This is a genomic window from Streptomyces pinistramenti, from assembly GCF_020564935.1.
Classification (GTDB): Bacteria; Actinomycetota; Actinomycetes; order Streptomycetales; family Streptomycetaceae; genus Streptomyces; species Streptomyces pinistramenti.
Genome location: NZ_JAJCXB010000037.1, coordinates 46,107 through 64,431, shown reverse-complemented (window position 1 = coordinate 64,431; position 18,325 = coordinate 46,107). Strand labels below are relative to the sequence as shown.

Here is an 18,325-nt window from a genome sequence, read left to right as displayed (position 1 = left end):
CATCACGTTGCAGGGGCGTCGTAGACGCAGCGGAACCCCACCTCGTTGTGGCGGTCCGTCAGCAGGTCTTTCCCGCGGTAGAAGGTGGACAGGCAGACCGGGGGTGAGGTCCATGTGCCGCCGCGCAGCACATGGAATGCTTCAGGGCGGTTCATGAATTCCTGGTTGGACCGCCCCCGGAAGAAGGGAGCCATGTCCTCCCTGGTGAAGAAGTTGGTCCGGGTCATCTCCCAGACGTTTCCTGCCATGTTCAGCAGGCCGTACGGGCTGGCACCTTGCGGGTAGGAATCAGCCGATGCCACCGGGTCTTCCGGCCAGCTCACCGTCGTGGAAACCAGCAGCTCCTCCAGCTCTGCCAGATCCTTGATATCGTCTTTCCGATAAGCGGCGAAGACGCTCTGAGCCCTTTCTTTGTCCCAGGTGTCACCCCAGGGGTACACGCGTCCGTCCGTACCGCGCGCCGCCTTCTCCCATTGGTTTTCCGAAGGCAATCGCCCTCCGGCCCACCTGGCAAACGCGTAGGCGTCGTACCAGTCGATTCCCACGACCGGATGGTCGGGATGGTTGAAACGCAGGTCATGCCAATGGGCCGGAGTGTAGTCTTTGCCTTCGGGCTCGTCCGGGTGAGAGAATTCGCGACTCTCTCCGACATCGGCGAGGAAATCAGAATACCTGCGATTCGTCACCGCAGTCCGGTCCATGTAGTAGGCCGGCAACTCCTCGACCCGCAGCGGATTGTCGGTGTTGTCCATCTGAAACGGGCCGATCTCCAGCACCCGGGCTCCAGCGATGAACGGCCCGGCCGGGATGAGGACCGCATCGCTCAGATCAGGCTCCCTCGCCGCCGCTGCCACTTTGGCATGGAGGTCGGCAAAGTGCTCGTTCTCCAGCGCGCGCAACTCTTGGAAATCGGTCGACCGAAAGAAGTTGATCAGCCCGTTTTTGGTGAAGGCGGCACCGCAGCCGACAGGCTTGCGCGCATAGGCCGGCCTGGTGAAGTTGCTGGGCCAGCCAGAGATGCGGATCATGTGCGGCACGGCCTCTGCGATGCGGTACTGACCTGCGACTTTGATGGCAGTGAAGGCAACCCAGTCGACGTCGTCGTGAATCGCCTCGCTGATCGCCTCGCGGGCCCCCGAGTGCTCAAGGAAACGGTCTGCCAGGGTCTGCACGGCCAGCCGCCGCACATTCCAGTCAGAGTGCCCCACGGCCCACTCGCGCAGCTCCTGAACGGATAGATCGGAGGTCGCCGCACCGGCCAGTGCCTTCTCGAATTTCGCTATTCTATCGCGGTACTCCTGGCCACCGAGAGACCTCAGGAGCGCTCCATCCACAAGCTCGTGCAGCATTACCCCAGCCTATCGTTGTCACGGTCTGCCGGATGAGTGCCGGGTGAACCCAAGGGATCACCCGGCACTCACTTATCTACTGGCGGCGACTACCACTTCGTCGCGGCCTCACCCGATTCGCGCGATGCCAGGAAGTCTTCGGCGGTCATGTCTGGTCACCTCCTTCACGGTTAGAGGGAACAACTGACAAGCCGTGGATGGTTTCCACGGCCGCTCGTGTGGCCGGCCACAGCTTGAGCCGGCCATTCCAGGGAAACGCGAAGGCATGCCGCAGAACGAGCGGCGTCGGAGGGTTCCAGACGCAGCGGATACCTTCAGCGTGAAAGTTTTCAAGGAATGTACAGCGATAAGTGAGACTCATTGAAGGTCGGAGATCAACTGTACGATGAACTGATCGTAGAGCATGAATTAGCGCGCATCCAGACCCCGCCTCAGAGAAACATCATCTGGCCGAAACGTTTCCCCAACTGGCTATTTTTCGTGGCCATATATGGGTTTAGGGAGCGTGCCGCGACCTCAGAGCCCTGGCATTTGCCCGGCTCATCCAGACTTGGGTCAGTTAACAGTTGACATAGGCAGCGAGTCTCAAGGGCAAGCACATACGAACCCTGTTGATCATAGAGTTCTCCACGCTCCAAGATCCACAAAGGCGCCGTGTGCGTCGCACCACCTCTCCGCCGCTGCTCCCGCTCGCCCCGCACCCGTCCACACGCCTTGTGCAAGGGGCCCGCGCGGAATCAAGTACGCAGCCTGGTCGACGAGTTCGCATCGCGCACCGGTCCGCGCGGAGCCGGCGGGGTGCGCTACCGGCTCCCCCGCCTGCCTCACCACTCACTCCTGGGCTGCCGCCGGGTGCCGCACGAAAAGACCCTGCACCGCGTACCGAGGCGCCTCATCCGGCCAAGATCAGCACGGCCGGCTTCGCCCACCTGAAGCCCCTGCTCCCCGACGAGCGCGCGGTTCCGGCTCCGCGGATGTCCGATGGCGGCCCGGGGCGCGAGCAGCGGCGGACCCACCGGGCTGCCACCAAGGCCGATCCGGTGTGCCGCGGACGCCGGACGAGCGCGCCCGACGGCACGTGCCTGCGCAGTGCATGACGCCCCGACGACAGCCGGGCCTGCGCTCTCTCCGCGGGCCGCCCGGCGACGGCATCACCCAGGCCTCGCGTGAGACCGGCGCGAAGCCGCACAAGATCCTCGCCTTCGCGCCCTGCCCCACAAGGGCGCCGATACCTTCCGGCTCCAGGCCGTGTCACCCCGTGCAGTCGATGACGCGCCGCCCGTCAGCGTCCGCTTCGTCATCGAGGTCGGTAAGACGGACGCGCCCTTCGGTGACAGCAGCTCCGTCGCCTTCGCACGAGGCATACGCCGAGCGCCATGCGCCCGGCGCCCGGGCCACGGGATCCGCACCGCCCGCTGGCCGTTCGAAAAGCGCGTGTCGGCGTTCCTCCGGGGCCGATCACGGATGCACGATCGCCGGCCCACGCCACTGCCCCCGCCTACGGGGCGAGGCCAGCAGCCGGGCGGCGGGCAACGCCGTCACCAACGCCGCGCGCCCAGCCGTTGCCCTGAGCGCAGACCGGATCCGGGCCCGATTCCCGGCCGTCACTGCCCAGTTCAGCGCCCTGTGCGTCCGGTCCCCGCGTAGACGACCGGCTGCCGCATCCAGGCGGCTTCATCCGCCGCGGGCAACTCAGGAACGCTGCGGCAGACGACGTACCGGCCGGGGGCCGCCACCGAGGGATGGTCTTCCAGCGCGGCGACAAAAGAACGGTGAATGCTCTCCGGGGTCACCTGGGGATCCCCACTCCGGACATACGCCACCAACTCCTCCCCCGCCCCGGAATCGACGGCGAAAAGGGCCGCGTCCGTACTGCCCGACACCTGACGCAGGACTTCTGCTGCCTGCTCCATATCGACCCAGCACTGGTCGATGAGCTTCCAACCGACGCCCCGTTCCGGTCGTGGTATGCCGATGACGTCCGGGAGTTCCGCGCATGGCACCTCGCGGTCGACCGCCGTGATGAGGAGCGCCTCCAGACCGCGCAGCGTCTGCTTGATCTCCGCGATGGAGAGAAAGGCAGTGTCCGCCAGGATATGAAATATGTCGTCGCCACCTGCCACGTTCGGGCCCGCGTCCAGAAAGAATTTGGCGTTCTTCCGCTCCCAGCTACCGTTCACGTACACGGTGGACTTCTCGGCCAGCTTTTGGAGCTCCGCACCGGAAAGCTCCGCACCGACTCCCGGGCGTTTGAGGTACCGGCGGTCGTTAATAAATGCTTCGAAGAGATCGGTATAGACACCGCGTTCGTGATTCCGGCGTGCTACGCGCTCATACAGCTCGACGGAGTCACACTGCGCATTCATGATGGTATCTATGGCCATCTTCCCGACGTCCAGGATGATTTCCGTGAATCCGCGATGCCCGACCGGAACCGCCATGAGGGAGTTCCCCAGTGCAATACCCACCATGTCACTGAAGTCCTCGACGAATCGATTATTGCTCACGGTCTTGAGGAGGACGTTGCTGTTTCCGGTCACGGAACTCAGCACCGCCGCGGTCGCTGCGGCCAGTACAGCGGGGTTGGTGACGCGGTAACGACCCGCGAGGATGTTCAGCGACTCGGAGATCGCCTCCGAATTTATGGAAACATTCACGTAACGCGGCCGGGCGGGTTCCCTTCGGGGATAGGAGAACATGCGCGCAGGTGTCGCCCGCAGCGCAGCCTCCCAGTAGCCGAGCGTGCTCTCGGACTGCCGGATCCCCTCCCGCGTCGCCTCGTACGCAGCTCGGTCCAGCGGCTGGTACGCCGCACTGCGTCGCAACGAGCGCTCAGCGCCCTCCGCCACAATTCGGTGGAGTTCATTCTCAAGTATTCTCTCGCCCACCCCGTCGATAGTGATGTGGGAGATGATGAACAGGACCCGGTCCGGCGATCCGTCGACCTCGACCACTGCGGCCCTCGTAGGCCATTCTTCGGGGAAGTTGAAAGAAATGTCATGATGGATGTCGAGCCATTCACTTGCCACTGCATCGGCATCGGCATCGGCATCGGCATCGGCATCGGCATCGGCATCGGCTGACAGGATATCTATCGACAGGGCCCCTTCCGCAGTCACCTCCTGCATCGGCTCTCCGCCGTCGGAGACGGTGAAGCGCGTCCGCAGAGCCTCATGGCGTTGCACGAGAGCGCCCAAGGCATCCAAGACGCCCCTCGTGGAGTGTCCTTCAGGGATCTTGAATTGCAACGCCTGATTGTAGAAGTGATCCTCCGGCTTGAGCCACTGCGTGTCGTTCCACAGAAGGCGCTGCGCCCACGTCAGACGCCGGGTATCGCGACGACAGCCGGCAAAGCGGATCTCTTCCACCCGGGATGGTTGCACGGTGATCTCCTTGTAGCGCGATTCTCCGAGATTCCATGAGGCCAAGGGCGACCGCGACATTTCCGAAGATTCTCGATATTCGAGTCGCACAGCGAGGCTCACAGTCAGCTGCAGAAGCCGAAGCCGTCGAAGAACGGAGCACTATCGCGGCCCGGTGGGATGAGCGCGGACGTTTGCGAGGGGCGAGCGGATCCGCATGACGGCCCAGAGCCCTGCAACAGTCCACCCGCCGCTCGAAGTCCTGGTACTCCCCGCCCCGCCCTTCGGACCCTTCGCCCATTCCGCCCATCCGCCGTAAGCATTGATGAACTACCTCTTCCGGTGCTGGACCCATCGGTCGCTTCGACACCACGAAATGAGACGTGCTGAATTCCGTTCCCCGCGCCTGGACTTGCTTCGTTCGGCCAGTCATCACCGCCCTGGCAGAACAGCGTCCGGAGAGGTCGATCGCCGCGGGCGCCCGTCACCGCGGTGAAGCAGCGCACCCACGGTCACACCCCTCCGGGCGCCGAGCGCAACTCGCCGTCCGACCGTTCATCGCCGTTCCGCAGGTCAGGCACCGTCGTAATCGTTTCTGGCGCCTCACCAGTTCCTTCTTGCCCACCCGTTGCGCCTCCAAAACAAGGCGATCCACCCGCCGGACGGCGCTCCAGCCATCCAGACCTGACGCACCGTCATTTCAACGCGCTCCGGCAGCAATCGTCATCGGCGCGCATCCGGAGACGCCCTGCGGACGGGCCCCGCCCAGGGAGCCGGGCGAGGGTGCCGCGACCGGCCACAGCGTTCGGGGCGACCGGGGTGGACGACCTCGCGGTCCCGGGCGCTGTCCGGGGCCGGTGTCACGCCCTCGGCCGCGGTCCGCCGTTCAGGCGCGGGCGCCGTCCGCCGTACCGTCGGGCAGGCTGACCGCGATCCGGTCGGATGCGATGGCCTGAGCGAGGGAGAGGCGGTCGTACGCCAGGTCGGTGCAGGTCGCGGCGTCCATCCGGAGCCTGGTGTCGGGGTGTTCGGCGGGGCCCTCGCGGTATCCGGGTGCGTCGCCTCCGAGGGTGAGGTGAAAGGTGCCTTCGTCCAGGACGACCTCCAGTACGCCGGGGCCGTCCGCGAAATGGTCGGCGATCCGGGTCATGAGCGGTACGGCGAACCAGTGGGCGCGCACCGCGTCGGTGGGGCGCGGGCTGCCCAGTTCGGGCGCGCCCCAGTCGGCGAGTGCGGTGAGCACCGGCAGCAACGCCCGGCCACGGCCGGTGAGTTCGTAGACGTAGGCGGCGCCGGGCGGGGCGAGCCTGCGGCGGGTGACCAGGCCGTCGCGCTCCATGTCCTTGAGGCGGGAGGCGAGCATGTCCGTGCTGACGCCGGGCAGGTCGGCGTGGAGTTCGGTGTAGCGCCGGGCCCCGCCCAGCAGTTCCCGGACGATCAGGAGCGTCCAGCGGTCGCCGACGGCGTCCAGGGCTCGGGCGACGGCGCAGTACTGGTCATAACTTCGGCGCGGCATGACACCAGCATAGACAATCGGTTGGACTTTCCAAGTGGCAACTTGGTAAAACCAAGTACGGTGAGGGATACGGAAGCCGCCGCGCCGCGGTGAGCGAGGAACCGGGAGGCCGCCGCATGCAGTTCAAGCAGTCGAGCAAGATGGCCGACGTCTGTTACGAGATCCGGGGCCCGGTGATCGAGCACGCCGACGCGCTGGAGGAGGCGGGCCACAGCGTGCTCCGCCTGAACACCGGGAATCCGGCGCTGTTCGGCTTCGATGCGCCCGAGGAGATTCTCCAGGACGTGATCCGCAACCTCTCCCACGCGCACGGCTACACCGACTCCCGCGGCATCCTCCCGGCCCGCCGCGCGGTGGCCCAGCAGTATCAGCGCAGCGGGCTCCCCGATGTCGGCGTCGACGACATCTACCTCGGCAACGGCGTCTCCGAACTCGTCTCGATGGCGGTCCAGGCCCTCCTCGACGACGGCGACGAAGTCCTCATCCCGGCCCCCGACTTCCCGCTGTGGACGGCGGTCACCACCCTGGCCGGCGGCACGGCGGTGCACTACCTGTGCGACGAGTCGGCCGACTGGCTGCCCGACCTCGACGACATCGCGTCGAAGATCACCGACCGGACGCGCGCGATGGTCATCATCAACCCCAACAACCCCACCGGCGCGGTCTACCCCCGCGAGCTGCTGGAGGGCATGCTCGACCTCGCCAGGCGGCATCAGCTGATGGTGTTCGCCGACGAGATCTACGACCGGATCCTGTACGACGGCGAGGTGCACCACCACGCCGCGGTGCTCGCCCCCGACCTGGTGTGCCTGACCTTCAGCGGGCTGTCCAAGGCGTACCGCGTGGCCGGATTCCGCTCCGGCTGGCTGGTCGTCTCCGGACCCAAGCAGCACGCCGCCGACTACCTGGAGGGCCTGGGCACCCTCGCCTCGATGCGGCTGTGCCCGAACGCGCCCGCGCAGTACGCCATCCAGGCCGCGCTCGGCGGCCGGCAGAGCATCGACGACCTGGTCCTGCCGGGCGGCCGGCTGCGCGAGCAGCGCGACGTGGCCTGGGAGCGGCTGAACGAGATCCCTGGTGTCTCCTGCGTCAAGCCCAAGGGCGCGCTGTACGCCTTCCCCCGGCTCGACCCGGCCGTGCACAAGATCCACGACGACGAGAAGTTCGTGCTCGACCTGCTGCTGCGGGAGAAGATCCAGGTCGTCCAGGGCACCGGCTTCAACTGGCCGCGCCCGGACCACTTCCGCATCCTGACCCTTCCGCACGCCGACGACCTGGACGCGGCGATCAGCCGGATCGGCCGCTTCCTCGCCGGCTACCGGCAGTGACGGAAGTCCCCGGTACGCCGCTCCCCCGCCGTCGGCCGATGCGCCGCGCGAGACCGGCTCCGCCCAGTGGTACGGCGCGCGGGCGCGGGTGACGGCAGGGCTGCCGTCACCCGCGCCCACCCCTCTCACTCGCATGGACGTACGACTCTCCGTGGGCCGTCCCGCCCCCGGAACGGCGAGCTTCCGCGGCCGGTACCCGCCCCTCGTCGCCGGTGGACCGCCGACGCCCTTGAGCGCATCGGTCGCAGCCGCTTAGGTGGAGGACGGCAAGCCTGCCGCCATCCTGGAGGGGAGAGGGAACCGATGCCCGTACGGCCCGCGGTGACGGAAGCGGAACTCGAAGCCCACCTGCGCGGAATATGTTTCAAGACGGGGCCGCCCCGGCGCATCGGCGTCGAGATCGAGTGGCTGGTTCACGACGCGCGCAACCCCCGATGTCCGGTCGAACCGTCCCGGCTGCACGCCGCCGCCGACGCGCTGCGTGCCCTCCCTCTGGAGTCCCTCCTCACCTTCGAACCCGGCGGCCAGCTGGAGCTCAGCTCGCCGCCCGCGACGTCGCTGACGTCCTGCATCGCGTCCGTCACCGCCGACCTCGCGCAGGTCAGGCCCGCCATGCTGGAGCGGGGCCTGGGCCTGGCCGGGCACGGCCACAATCCCTGGCACGCCCCGAGCCGGGTGCTGACCGAGCCGCGCTACGACGCCATGGAGGCGTACTTCGACCGCTGGGGATCGGCCGGCCGCTCCATGATGTGCGCGACCGCGTCGGTGCAGGTGTGCCTGGACGCCGGGCACGAGGAGCCGGGGCCCCTCGGACTCGGCAGGCGCTGGCTGATGGCGCATCTGCTGGGCGCGGTGCTGACCGCAGCCTTCGCCAACTCGCCGACCAGCGAGGGCTGTCCCACGGGCTATCGCACGACCCGGCAGGTCGTGTGGTCGCAGCTCGATCCGGCCCGTACCCTCGCCCCGCCGCAGGACGGGGATCCGCGCGACGCCTGGGCACGCTACGTCCTGGACGCGCCGGTGATGTGCATCAGGTCCGGAGAGAGAAGCTGGGACGCGCCCGAGGGGCTCACCTTCCGTGACTGGGTCCGCACGGGTGGCCCCAGGCCCCCGACGCAGGAGGATCTCGACTACCACGTCACCACCCTCTTCCCGCCGGTCCGGCCACGCGGCCATCTGGAACTGCGCATGATCGACGCACAGGCGGGCGACGCCGGATGGGTCGTGCCGCTGGCCGTCACGGCTGCCCTGTTCGACGATCCGGAAGCCGCCGAGCGCGCCTACCGCATCGTCAAACCCCTTGCGGAGACCGCGGGTTCACGGCCCGCGCCGCGCAACCCGCTGTGGCGCAGGGCCGCCCGCGGCGGGCTGAGCGACCCGGAGCTGCACGCCGCGGCGCTGGCGTGTTTCGCGGCCGCGCAGGACGCGCTGCCGCGGCTCGGCGCCGCGCCCGGAGTCCTGGCGGCGGTCGCGGAGTTCACCGACCGCTATGTCGCCCGCGGCCGCTGCCCCGCCGACGACCATCTCGACGCCCTGTACGCCACGGAAGGGGCCGATGCGCCGCAGGACGCCGATCCGGCGGACGCCCTGGACCTGTCCGGATTCCTGGGCATGGGCGGCGTGGACGGAGGGGACGGAGGGGACGCCACCGGCGCGCGGCCCCCGCAGGACAGCACAGGCACCGCGGCCGAGGCCGGCCTCATCCCTGGGAAGGACAGCCCGTGACCATCGATCCCGAGTCGCTCCGCGCCCGCGCGGCCACCGCACTGCTCGCCGCCCGCGACCGTACGCACCTGCTGACCACCTGCGTCGACGAGCCGGAACTCGTCGCACAGCACTCCCCCCTCATGTCGCCGCTGGTGTGGGACCTGGCCCACATCGGCAACCAAGAGGAGCAGTGGCTGCTGCGCACCGTCGGCGGGCGGGACGCACTGCGCCCGGACATCGACTCCGTCTACGACGCCTTCGAGCACCCGCGCGCCACCCGCCCCTCTCTGCCGCTGCTCACTCCCGACGAGGCGCACGGCTATGTCTCCGAGGTCCGCGGCCGGGTCCTGGACGTCCTGGAGCGCAGTGCGCTGCGCGGCGGGCCGCTGCTGGACGCCGCCTTCGCCTTCGGCATGATCGCCCAGCACGAACAGCAGCACGACGAGACGATGCTGATCACGCACCAGCTGCGCAGCGGCCCCGCCGCCCTGTCCGCCCCGCCGCCGCCCGTCACGTCGGACGGCATCCTGCCCGCCGAAGTCCTCGTACCCGGCGGGCTGTTCACGATGGGCACGTCCACGGAACCCTGGGCGCTCGACAACGAACGGCCCGCGCACCGCCGCATGGTGCACGCCTTCCTCATCGACACCGCGCCGGTCAGCAACGGCGCCTACCTGCGCTTCATCGAGGACGGCGGCTACGGCGAGCCGCGCTGGTGGTCCGACGAGGGCTGGGCGCAGGTACGCGAACACGGCCTGCGGGCCCCGCTGTTCTGGCGCCAGGAGGGCGGCAGCTGGCTGCGCCGGCGGTTCGGGGTGACCGAGGAGGTGCCGCCCGACGAGCCGGTGGTACACGTGAGCTGGTACGAGGCGGACGCGTACGCGCGCTGGGCGGGACGGCGGCTGCCGACCGAGGCCGAGTGGGAGAAGGCAGCCCGCCACGACCCGGTGGCCGACCGGTCGCTGCGCTATCCCTGGGGCGACCAGGACCCGACGCCCGCGCACGCCAATCTGGGGCAGCGGCACCTCCAGCCCGCCCTCGTCGGCAGCTATCCGGACGGCCGGTCGCCGCTGGGTGTGGGCCAGTTGATCGGCGACGTGTGGGAGTGGACGGCCGGCGACTTCCTGCCCTACCCGGGCTTCGCCGCCTTCCCCTACCGGGAGTATTCGGAGGTGTTCTTCGGCGGCCCGTACAAGGTGCTGCGCGGCGGCTCCTTCGCGGTGGACGCGGTGGCCTGCCGGGGCACCTTCCGCAACTGGGACCTGCCGGTCAGGCGGCAGATCTTCGCCGGATTCCGCACCGCACGGGACGCCGGCATCCCGTCGGACGCATGAGCCCGGCGGCCGCGGCCCCGCCCGCGGACGGCGCACACCGGAAGGGGCGGTAGCCGATGTGCCGTCATATCGCCTATCTGGGGCCCGAGATACCCATCGGGAAGGTGCTGCTGGAGCCCCCGTACGGGCTGTACCGGCAGTCGTGGGCGCCGCGCCACCAGCGGCACGGGACGGTCAACGCCGACGGCTTCGGCGTCGGCTGGTACGCGCCGGGCGACCCGGTGCCCGCGCGCTACCGGCGGGCCGGACCGATCTGGGCGGACGAGTGCCTGCCGGGCATCGCCCGGGTGGTCCGTACCGGCGCGCTGCTCGGTGCCGTCCGCGATGCCACCGAGTCGGGGGCGGACGCCGAGGCGGCCGCCGCGCCGTTCGCCGGCGGGCACCACCTGTTCAGCCACAACGGCGCGGTGCGCGGCTGGCCGGATGCGCTGGCCCCGCTCACCACCGCGCTGCCCCCGGTCGAGCTGCTGCGGCTGGCGGCCCGGTGCGACGCGGCGTTCTGCTGGGCGTTGATCCAGCACCGGCTGGCCGTCGGCGACGACCAGGGCCGGGCGCTGGCGCACACGGTCGCCGCGGTGGCCGAGGCGGCGCCCGGATCCCGGCTCACCTTCCTGATGACCGACGGCACCGCCATCGCCGCCACCACCTGGGGCGACACCCTCTTCCACCTGTCGATCCCCGGTGGCGGCACGGTCGTCGCCTCCGAGCCGTACGACGACTCCCCCCACTGGACCGAGGTCCCCGACCGCACGCTGCTGCGCGCGACCCGCACCGAGGTCCGCCTCACCCCGCTTGAGGAGCCCGCACCGTGAGCCCCTTCTCCCTCACCCGCACCCTGCCCGCCGATGCCACCGCGGCCGCCCTGCGCGCCGACGTGTCCCAGGGCCTGTCCCGCACGCCCAAGCAGCTGCCGCCCAAGTGGTTCTACGACGCACGGGGCAGCGAGCTGTTCGACGAGATCACCCGGCTGCCCGCCTACTACCCGACCCGCGCGGAGCGGGAGATCCTCCTGGCCCGCGCCGGCCTGATCGCGGCGGCCACCGGCGCCCGCACCCTGATCGAGCTGGGCTCGGGCTCGTCCGACAAGACCCGGCACCTCATCGGCGCGCTGACCGGGCTGCTCTCCTACGTGCCGGTCGACGTCAGCGAGTCCGCGCTGGAGTCGGCGGGCCGGCAACTGCTCGCCGATCATCCCGGACTCGACGTGCACGCGCTGGTCGCCGACTTCCAGCAGGGCATGACGCTGCCGCCGACACCGGGGCCGCGGCTGCTGGCCTTCCTCGGCGGCACCATCGGCAATCTGCTGCCGCCCGAGCGCGCGGCGTTCCTGCGCACCGTGCACGGCCTGCTCTCGCCCGGCGATGCGCTGCTCCTTGGCACCGATCTGGTGAAGGACGAGGAGACGCTGGTCGCCGCGTACGACGACCCGGAGGGGGTGACGGCCGCCTTCAACAAGAACGTGCTGCTGGTCATCAACCGCGAGCTGGGCGCCGATTTCGATCCGGCGGACTTCGCGCACGTCGCGGTGTGGAACGCCGATGACGCCTGGATCGAGATGCGGCTGCGGGCCCGCCGCGAACTGACCGTGAAGATCCCGGCGCTGGACCTCGCGGTGCCGTTCGCGGCGGGCGAGGAGGTGCGCACCGAGGTCTCCGCCAAGTTCCGCGAGGACGGCGTGCGGTCCGAACTGCACGCCGCCGGACTCGACTTGGCGCACTGGTGGACGGACGACGCCGGGCGGTTCGCGCTGTCGCTCGCGCTGCGCCGCTGATCCACCGGGCCGACGCACGGCCCGCCGCGTCCGGGACGCCCCGCGCGGCAGCCGTCCGGTGTGACCCTTCGGGTTCCGCCGGGCGGGTGCCGCTGCGTCCGCGTGTGTGGTTCGATGCTTCGATCACACGTGCGTATCGGTGCCGCACTGCGGGCGCGGCCGGTACTCGTCCAGGGGCAGGGGTGGCGGTATGGGGATGGGGCTGGATCGGCGGGGTTTCCTCAGAGGGGCGGCCGGCCTTTCGGCGGCCGGTGTGCTGGTGGGGGTGGGCGGCGGCGGGTCCTCCGCTTCGGCCGCCGAGCGCCGCACGGCCACGGTGTCGGCGCTGGACTGGATGTCAGCGGTCGGCGACGCAACTCCCGTACAGCGGCTCAGCATTCCCGGAAGCCACGACTCCGGCGCCCGGTTCGGCGGCCCCTGGGTCGCCTGCCAGAACACCACGGTCGACGCGCAACTGGCCTCCGGCATCCGCTTCCTCGACGTCCGCTGCCGGGCCATCGACGACGTCTTCGCCATCCATCACGGCGCCTTCTACCAGGAGTTGATGTTCGGCGACGTGCTCAACGCCTGCCGGGACTTCCTGCGGGCGCACCCGTCGGAGACCGTGCTGATGCGGGTCCAGCAGGAGTACTCCGAGGTCTCCGCCGAGGAGTTCCGCCGGATCTTCGACATCTATCTGGACGGCAAGGGCTACCGCTCGCTGTTCCGGCTGGACGGCGGGCTGCCCGCGCTGGGCGAGGCCAGGGGCCGGGTCGTGCTGCTGGCGGACGCCGACGGGATGCCGGGCGTGCGGTACGCCGACCCTGAGCTGTTCGACATCCAGGACGACTACATGACCGAGCCGTTCGGGAAGTGGCCGAAGATCGAGGCACAGTTCCGCAAGGCCGTCGCCGAGCCGGGCAAGCTGTTCGTCAACTACGTCAGCACCGCGGCCCTGCTTCCGCCGCGCTCCAACGCGGACCGGCTCAACCCGCAGGTCAAGAGCCTGTTGGAGGGATCGGAAGGCAGCGGCTGGCAGGGTCTCGGCATCGTGCCGATGGACTTCCCGAACGAGTTCGGCCTGGCGGAGACGCTGATCCGGCACAACATCGGCGGGGCCCTGGCCTGATCGGCGGGCGGGCGGCGGGCGGCCCGGCCTCACCGTGCCGCCCGCCGCACGTTGCGCGATAGGGCACCGAGGTGTGCCCCGCGGGGTCTTCCCGATGCGGCCCCGCGGGAGTAGGCATGGCGGGACCGCTGCTGTACCTCCGCCCGAAAGGCCCCCATGCGCGCGCAGGATCCCGGAAAGCGTTCCGATACCGCCGAGTTCCGCCGGACCTCGCGTGCGCCCGCGCCCACCGCTGCGCCCGGCCACGGCGTGACCGGCGGCGCGGAGCCGTCCGCCGCGGCGATGTTCGCGTTGCAGCGCAGCATCGGCAATGCCGCGGCGGCCCGCCTGGTGGACGAGGCGCGGCACCGGCACGGCGCCGGCTGCGGTCACCAGGAGGCGCCCGTGGTGCAGCGCTCCACCGTCCACGACGTCCTGCGCGGGTCCGGGCAGCCCCTGCACGGGCCGGTCCGCGAGGAGATGGAGTCCCGCCTCGGCGCCGACTTCTCGGACGTACGCCTGCACACCGACATCACCGCGCAGCGCTCCGCATCCGAGATCGGCGCCCGCGCCTACACCTCGGGCAGCCACATCGTGATCGGGTCGGGCGGCGCGGACCGGCACACGCTCGCGCACGAACTGACCCATGTCATCCAGCAGCGGCAGGGTCCGGTGGCGGGGACGGACCACAGTGACGGGCTCACGATGAGCGATCCGTCGGACCGGTACGAGCGCGCTGCGGAGGAGAACGCCACCAAAGTCATGCAGGGCCCGGCCCCGCAGGCGGCCGACCGGGCGGCGGAGCCGGCATCGGAGCCCGCTTCCCAGGCGCCGGGCACAGGACCGGTGCAGCGCAAGCTCGAATACGGGGCGTGGTCGGCGAAGTACATCAAGAACGAGCAGTTCATGAGCCTCTTCCCGCCGACGGAGCGAGGGGCGGGAGCCGAGGGTTTCGAGGCGCCCTTCCTGGACCTGGTCAAGCAGGTGGAACAGGGCGGGCGCGAGGTGTACTTCCAGGAGCAGCCGCCGTCGGTGAGCGGCGCACGCGCGTCGTTCAGGGCCGACGGGGGCAGCGGAAGCCTCGCCATCCAGCCGCCTGCCGAGGGCGCGGGCCCCGCGGTACTGCGGGAGTTCGCCACGACGCTGACGCACGAGCTGCAGCACGCGGTGGACTTCATCAACAAGCGCTTCCCCGCCGACAAGGGGGTGAAGTACGCGGACGACACGGAGCAGAACAAGAAAATCGGCCACCTGGCCGCCGAGCTGCGGGCCTTCGGCGTCGAGGCGGCAGCGGGCGCGAAGCTGGCGCTCGGCGACCACTACGCCGTGGACGAGAAGCCGTTCAGCTCTCTGGTGTCGGCCCTGAGCAGTTCCTCGATCTCGCCGGAGCAGAAGGCGCTGGCCATCGAGTTCCAGCACCTCGCCTCCTACTCGCGTACCCCGAAGGGCATACTCGCCGCCTTCGGCCCGGCCATCAACATCAACTCCAGCAAGCTGCTGGAGCGGACCGCCGCCTACCTCAGCCAGTACAAGATCGTGCCCCAGATCCCTTCGTCGGCCGACACCCTTGAGTGGCTCAGGAACAACCCGCAGGCCGTGACGTCCGGCCTCGCCGAAGGCACTCAGCTGTATCTCAGCCGCAGGCCGCAGCTGAAGAAGTAGGCCGCCGGCCGGGCGCCGTGGTCGCGGGCACCCGGCACCGGCCGCCCGGCCTCAGGCGCCGCCGCGCGGCTGCACCGTCCGGAGGACGGACGGCAGCGGGTACCAGTCTGCGGTGGCGAAACTGGCATGGGCGGCGGCGAGTTGGCCCACCCGGGCCAGCGCCGCGGCCTCGGTCGGCCGGGTGCCGTCGATCTCCGGCGGCACCTTGTGCGCGTCCGTCATCACGAGAAGGTAGTGGCGGGTGTCGTACCAGGCGGTGTCGATGCCGTCCTTGAGGTAGGTCGCCGCATCGCCGTCGAAGACCACGAACCAGGGGCGCAGGGCGCGGTCCTGGTACCGCTCGCGGGGGTCGCCGGGCGCCGCGCCGTGCACCGCGGGGAAGGCCGTCGACCGGGCCAGTTGCCCCTGTGCCGCCAGGTCCTTGAGGTGGGTGGCGTACTCGACGTCCGTCCAGAGGTGGTCGAGCGGGTTCTTCTCCTCGACGGTGCCGGGGATCAGCTCGATCAGGAACTTGCCGGCCAGCGCCGACCGGTCGGGCCAGCCGCCGGCCTGCGCCGCCTCGTCCGGGGTGGCGTGCCCGGCGGTCAGGTCTCCGGGGCCGTAGACGGCGTCGCCGAGTTGCCGGCGGACCAGGGCGTCGAACTCGGCGGGGCCCCGGCCACCCTTGGCGTTGAAGCCGTCCTTCATCTCGACCTTGACGAGTATCGGGCGGTGGCCCGGGTGTGCGTCGTGCCAGGCCCGCATGTCGGCGAGGCAGCCGCCGAGGTCCTGGTTGCGGTCCTTGGTGCGCAGATCGGAGGCGCGGGACGCGTTGACGCAGTTGCTGTTGCTGCCCAGGGGGTTGCTGTGCGAGACGCGCCAGGACGAGCCGAAGCCGTTGGTCCAGACGTCGAGTTCGAGCAGCGCGGCGCCGGAGTCCAGCGCGTCCGCGAAGTACGGGTACTTGTCCTTCTCGTAGGCGTTGTGGACCCCCACGCTCGTGCTGCCGGCGTACGTCGCCGCGGCCGGCTCCGCGCCCGCCGGCGCGCTCACCACGATCAGCGCGGCCGCCGCGACGGCGACCGCTGCCCCACACCGCACCTTGTTCATCTGTCCCGCTCTCCGTCTGGAAACCCCGGCCGTGCGGACACTGTGCGGTCCCGCGCCCGGTCGGCCGTCGGCCGAATGGGCAGCAGCGTACGGGAGTTGACGGTGTGGCGGGCGGGTCGCGGCGCGCTCCGGCACGTCCCGGCTTCCCGTCGGCATGATCATCGGGGCACCATCAGGGCTGCACCGGCCGGCTTCGCGGGCCGGACGACCTTTGGAGGACCCATGACCGACCGGAAACCGCGCACCGGGCTGCCACTCGCCGCGGTGGTGCTGACCGCAACAGTGGCGCTGTACATGGCGCTGGTCGCATTCGGCAACATCACCGACTTCGGCACGAACCAGGCGTTCGTACGCCACGTCCTGGCCATGGACACGACGTTCAAGGACAAGGACCTGATGTGGCGGGCGATCACCTCGCACAGGGCGGCTGACGTGGCGTATCTGGCGGTCATCGCGTGGGAGACCGCGGCCGCGCTGCTGCTGGCCGTGGGAGCGGCGTGGTGGGCCGTACGGATACGGCACGAGGGAGGAAAGGGGCGGCTGCTGTCCACGCTGGGGCTGCTGATGGTGCTGGTGCTGTTCGGGGCCGGATTCCTCGCCGTCGGCGGTGAGTGGTTCGCGATGTGGCAGTCGAAGGACTGGAACGGGACGGACGCCGCCACCCGCAACTTCACCGTCGCGGGCATCGCCCTGCTGGTGGTGCAGCTCGCGGCGGCGGAGGGGCGGCGGACCTGACGGTCTGCGCCGGAGCGCACAGGCTCCGGCAGCGATGTGGCGCACCGGAGCCGGGGACGCGCTCCCCCGCTCCGGCGGGCCGGCTCACCAGGTGATGCGGTAACCCGTCAGCCAGTCGGACGCGCCCGCGCCGCCACGTTCCGCGCGACGGGCCTCGACCTCACGGGCGCGGGTGCCGTCCGGCGTGCCGGCCCGTCCGGCCAGGCCCGCGCTGGTGGCCACGACCTTCTCGACACGGTCGCGCCGCAGTTCATCGAACGCGGCGAACGCGGCGCGCGGGTCGGCGTGGTCGCGCAGCGCACGGCCGAGCACCACGCCGTCCTCGATGGCCATCGAGGCGCCCTGGGCGGCGTTGGGCGCGGCCGCGTGGGCGGCGTCGCCCAGGATGACCATGGAGCCGTTGTGCCAGGTGGGCGTGGTGGCGAGGTCGTAGGAGTTGGAGGCGATGACGCTGTCGCCGGTGGCGCGGACGATGGCGGCGGCCGGGGTGGCGTCGTCCGCGAAGAGCTCGGCCACGCGGGAGCGCCAGGCGGCGGGGGTGCGGGCGGCGTCGTCCCCGGTCAGTTCGTCGCCGGGGACGTTGGCGAACCACCAGACGTCGCCGTCGGGGGCCCGGGTGCAGCCGAGGAAGGCGCGCTTCCCGGCGATCATGGTGTAGGTCTCGGGCGCGAGCGGGGTGTCGATGCCGTGCGCGTAGCCGCAGACGGTGTTCTGGCCGGTGTAGCGGGGCCGCGGGGCCTGCGGGTCGATGAGGGTGCGGGTGGCCGAGTGCAGCCCGTCGGCGCCGATCAGGACGTCGCCTTCGGCGGTGCTGCCGTCGGCGAAGGACGCCACGATCCGGTCGCCGTGCGGGCCGCTGACCGTCTCGGCGCCGACCAGCCGCTTGCCGTGCCGGACGGGAATGCCGCGGCGGGCGGCCTCGTCGTGCAGCACGCGGTAGAGCGTGGCCCGGCGCAGGGTGCGGGGGCCGAGCGCGGCGCCCTCGCCGATGCCGGAGATCGGCCGCTCCCCGCGCAGCGCGCCGTCCTCGCCGATGAGTGCGACCCGCAGGGCCGGAAAGGAGTGGTCGACGACGGGGCCGTGTGCGTCGATGACCCGCAGCGCTTCGAGGCCGTTGGTGAAGACCACGAGGAAGGCGCCGACGTCATCGGCGCCGGTCGGGTACGCCTCGAAGATCTCCGACTCGATGCCCGCCTTGTGCAGGGCCATCGCGGTCACCGCTCCCGCGATGCCGCCGCCGATGATCAGGGCCTTCTCGGTCATGCGCTCCCCTGTCCGGGGCCGGCCGGGGCCGGCGGGTGTGCGGCCCCGGCGGGCCTGCGGATATCGGGTCAACGTACCCGCGGGCCCGCCGGGGCGGCCGGGAAACAGCGCGCCGGGGTGCG

At 70.4% G+C, this 18,325-nt stretch carries 13 protein-coding genes; 8 read left to right on the top strand and 5 right to left on the bottom strand.

Features of this window, described 5'->3' with window-relative positions; all coding sequences use genetic code 11:
- Positions 1-2 precede the first annotated feature (2 nt).
- From LIU39_RS23250 to LIU39_RS23240, 3 genes are all read right to left on the bottom strand, one after another.
- Entirely contained in the window at positions 3-1,349 is a 1,347-nt protein-coding gene (locus LIU39_RS23250; RefSeq protein ID WP_227048795.1) for an SUMF1/EgtB/PvdO family nonheme iron enzyme, read from the bottom strand.
- Between the two features lie 1,616 nt (positions 1,350-2,965).
- Positions 2,966-4,732: a condensation domain-containing protein gene (locus LIU39_RS23245; protein WP_227048794.1), complete on the bottom strand. Its 1,767-nt coding sequence runs from the start codon at positions 4,730-4,732 to the stop codon at positions 2,966-2,968.
- An 865-nt stretch (positions 4,733-5,597) separates the two neighbouring features.
- Positions 5,598-6,227, bottom strand: coding sequence for a winged helix-turn-helix transcriptional regulator (locus tag LIU39_RS23240; protein WP_227048793.1), 630 nt, complete (start codon positions 6,225-6,227; stop codon positions 5,598-5,600).
- A 116-nt stretch (positions 6,228-6,343) separates the two neighbouring features.
- Between LIU39_RS23240 and LIU39_RS23235 the strand changes: the two genes are divergently transcribed.
- The 7 genes from LIU39_RS23235 to LIU39_RS23205 all read left to right on the top strand — a co-directional run bounded on the left by LIU39_RS23235 (position 6,344) and on the right by LIU39_RS23205 (position 15,116).
- Complete coding sequence (locus LIU39_RS23235) at positions 6,344-7,555, top strand: pyridoxal phosphate-dependent aminotransferase (RefSeq protein WP_227048792.1); 1,212 nt, start codon at positions 6,344-6,346, stop codon at positions 7,553-7,555.
- 303 nt (positions 7,556-7,858) lie between these two features.
- On the top strand, positions 7,859-9,280 hold the full coding sequence (gene egtA / locus LIU39_RS23230; RefSeq protein WP_227048791.1) for an ergothioneine biosynthesis glutamate--cysteine ligase EgtA: 1,422 nt from the start codon (positions 7,859-7,861) through the stop codon (positions 9,278-9,280).
- On the top strand, positions 9,277-10,596 hold the full coding sequence (gene egtB, locus LIU39_RS23225) for an ergothioneine biosynthesis protein EgtB (protein ID WP_227048790.1): 1,320 nt from the start codon (positions 9,277-9,279) through the stop codon (positions 10,594-10,596). The genes egtA and egtB overlap by 4 nt, the downstream gene beginning before the upstream one ends.
- A gap of 56 nt (positions 10,597-10,652) precedes the next feature.
- Positions 10,653-11,408 (top strand): ergothioneine biosynthesis protein EgtC, encoded by a 756-nt coding sequence (egtC, locus tag LIU39_RS23220; RefSeq protein WP_227048789.1) that lies wholly within the window; start codon positions 10,653-10,655, stop codon positions 11,406-11,408.
- Complete coding sequence (gene egtD, locus LIU39_RS23215) at positions 11,405-12,367, top strand: L-histidine N(alpha)-methyltransferase (RefSeq protein ID WP_227048788.1); 963 nt, start codon at positions 11,405-11,407, stop codon at positions 12,365-12,367. The genes egtC and egtD overlap by 4 nt, the downstream gene beginning before the upstream one ends.
- Positions 12,368-12,557: 190 nt before the next feature.
- Positions 12,558-13,475, top strand: coding sequence for a phosphatidylinositol-specific phospholipase C (locus LIU39_RS23210; protein ID WP_227048787.1), 918 nt, complete (start codon positions 12,558-12,560; stop codon positions 13,473-13,475).
- A gap of 156 nt (positions 13,476-13,631) precedes the next feature.
- Positions 13,632-15,116: an eCIS core domain-containing protein gene (locus tag LIU39_RS23205; protein WP_227048786.1), complete on the top strand. Its 1,485-nt coding sequence runs from the start codon at positions 13,632-13,634 to the stop codon at positions 15,114-15,116.
- A gap of 51 nt (positions 15,117-15,167) precedes the next feature.
- On the opposite strand, the gene LIU39_RS23200 is transcribed toward LIU39_RS23205, so the two are convergent.
- Positions 15,168-16,205 (bottom strand): phosphatidylinositol-specific phospholipase C domain-containing protein, encoded by a 1,038-nt coding sequence (locus tag LIU39_RS23200; protein ID WP_227048785.1) that lies wholly within the window; start codon positions 16,203-16,205, stop codon positions 15,168-15,170.
- A gap of 222 nt (positions 16,206-16,427) precedes the next feature.
- On the opposite strand from LIU39_RS23200, the gene LIU39_RS23195 reads away from it, so the two are divergent.
- On the top strand, positions 16,428-16,940 hold the full coding sequence (locus LIU39_RS23195; RefSeq protein ID WP_227048784.1) for a DUF2165 domain-containing protein: 513 nt from the start codon (positions 16,428-16,430) through the stop codon (positions 16,938-16,940).
- 84 nt (positions 16,941-17,024) lie between these two features.
- On the opposite strand, the gene LIU39_RS23190 is transcribed toward LIU39_RS23195, so the two are convergent.
- The gene (locus tag LIU39_RS23190) at positions 17,025-18,203 is read right to left on the bottom strand and encodes an FAD-dependent monooxygenase (protein ID WP_227048783.1); all 1,179 of its coding nucleotides are present in this window, start codon (positions 18,201-18,203) and stop codon (positions 17,025-17,027) included.
- Positions 18,204-18,325: the final 122 nt, after the last annotated feature.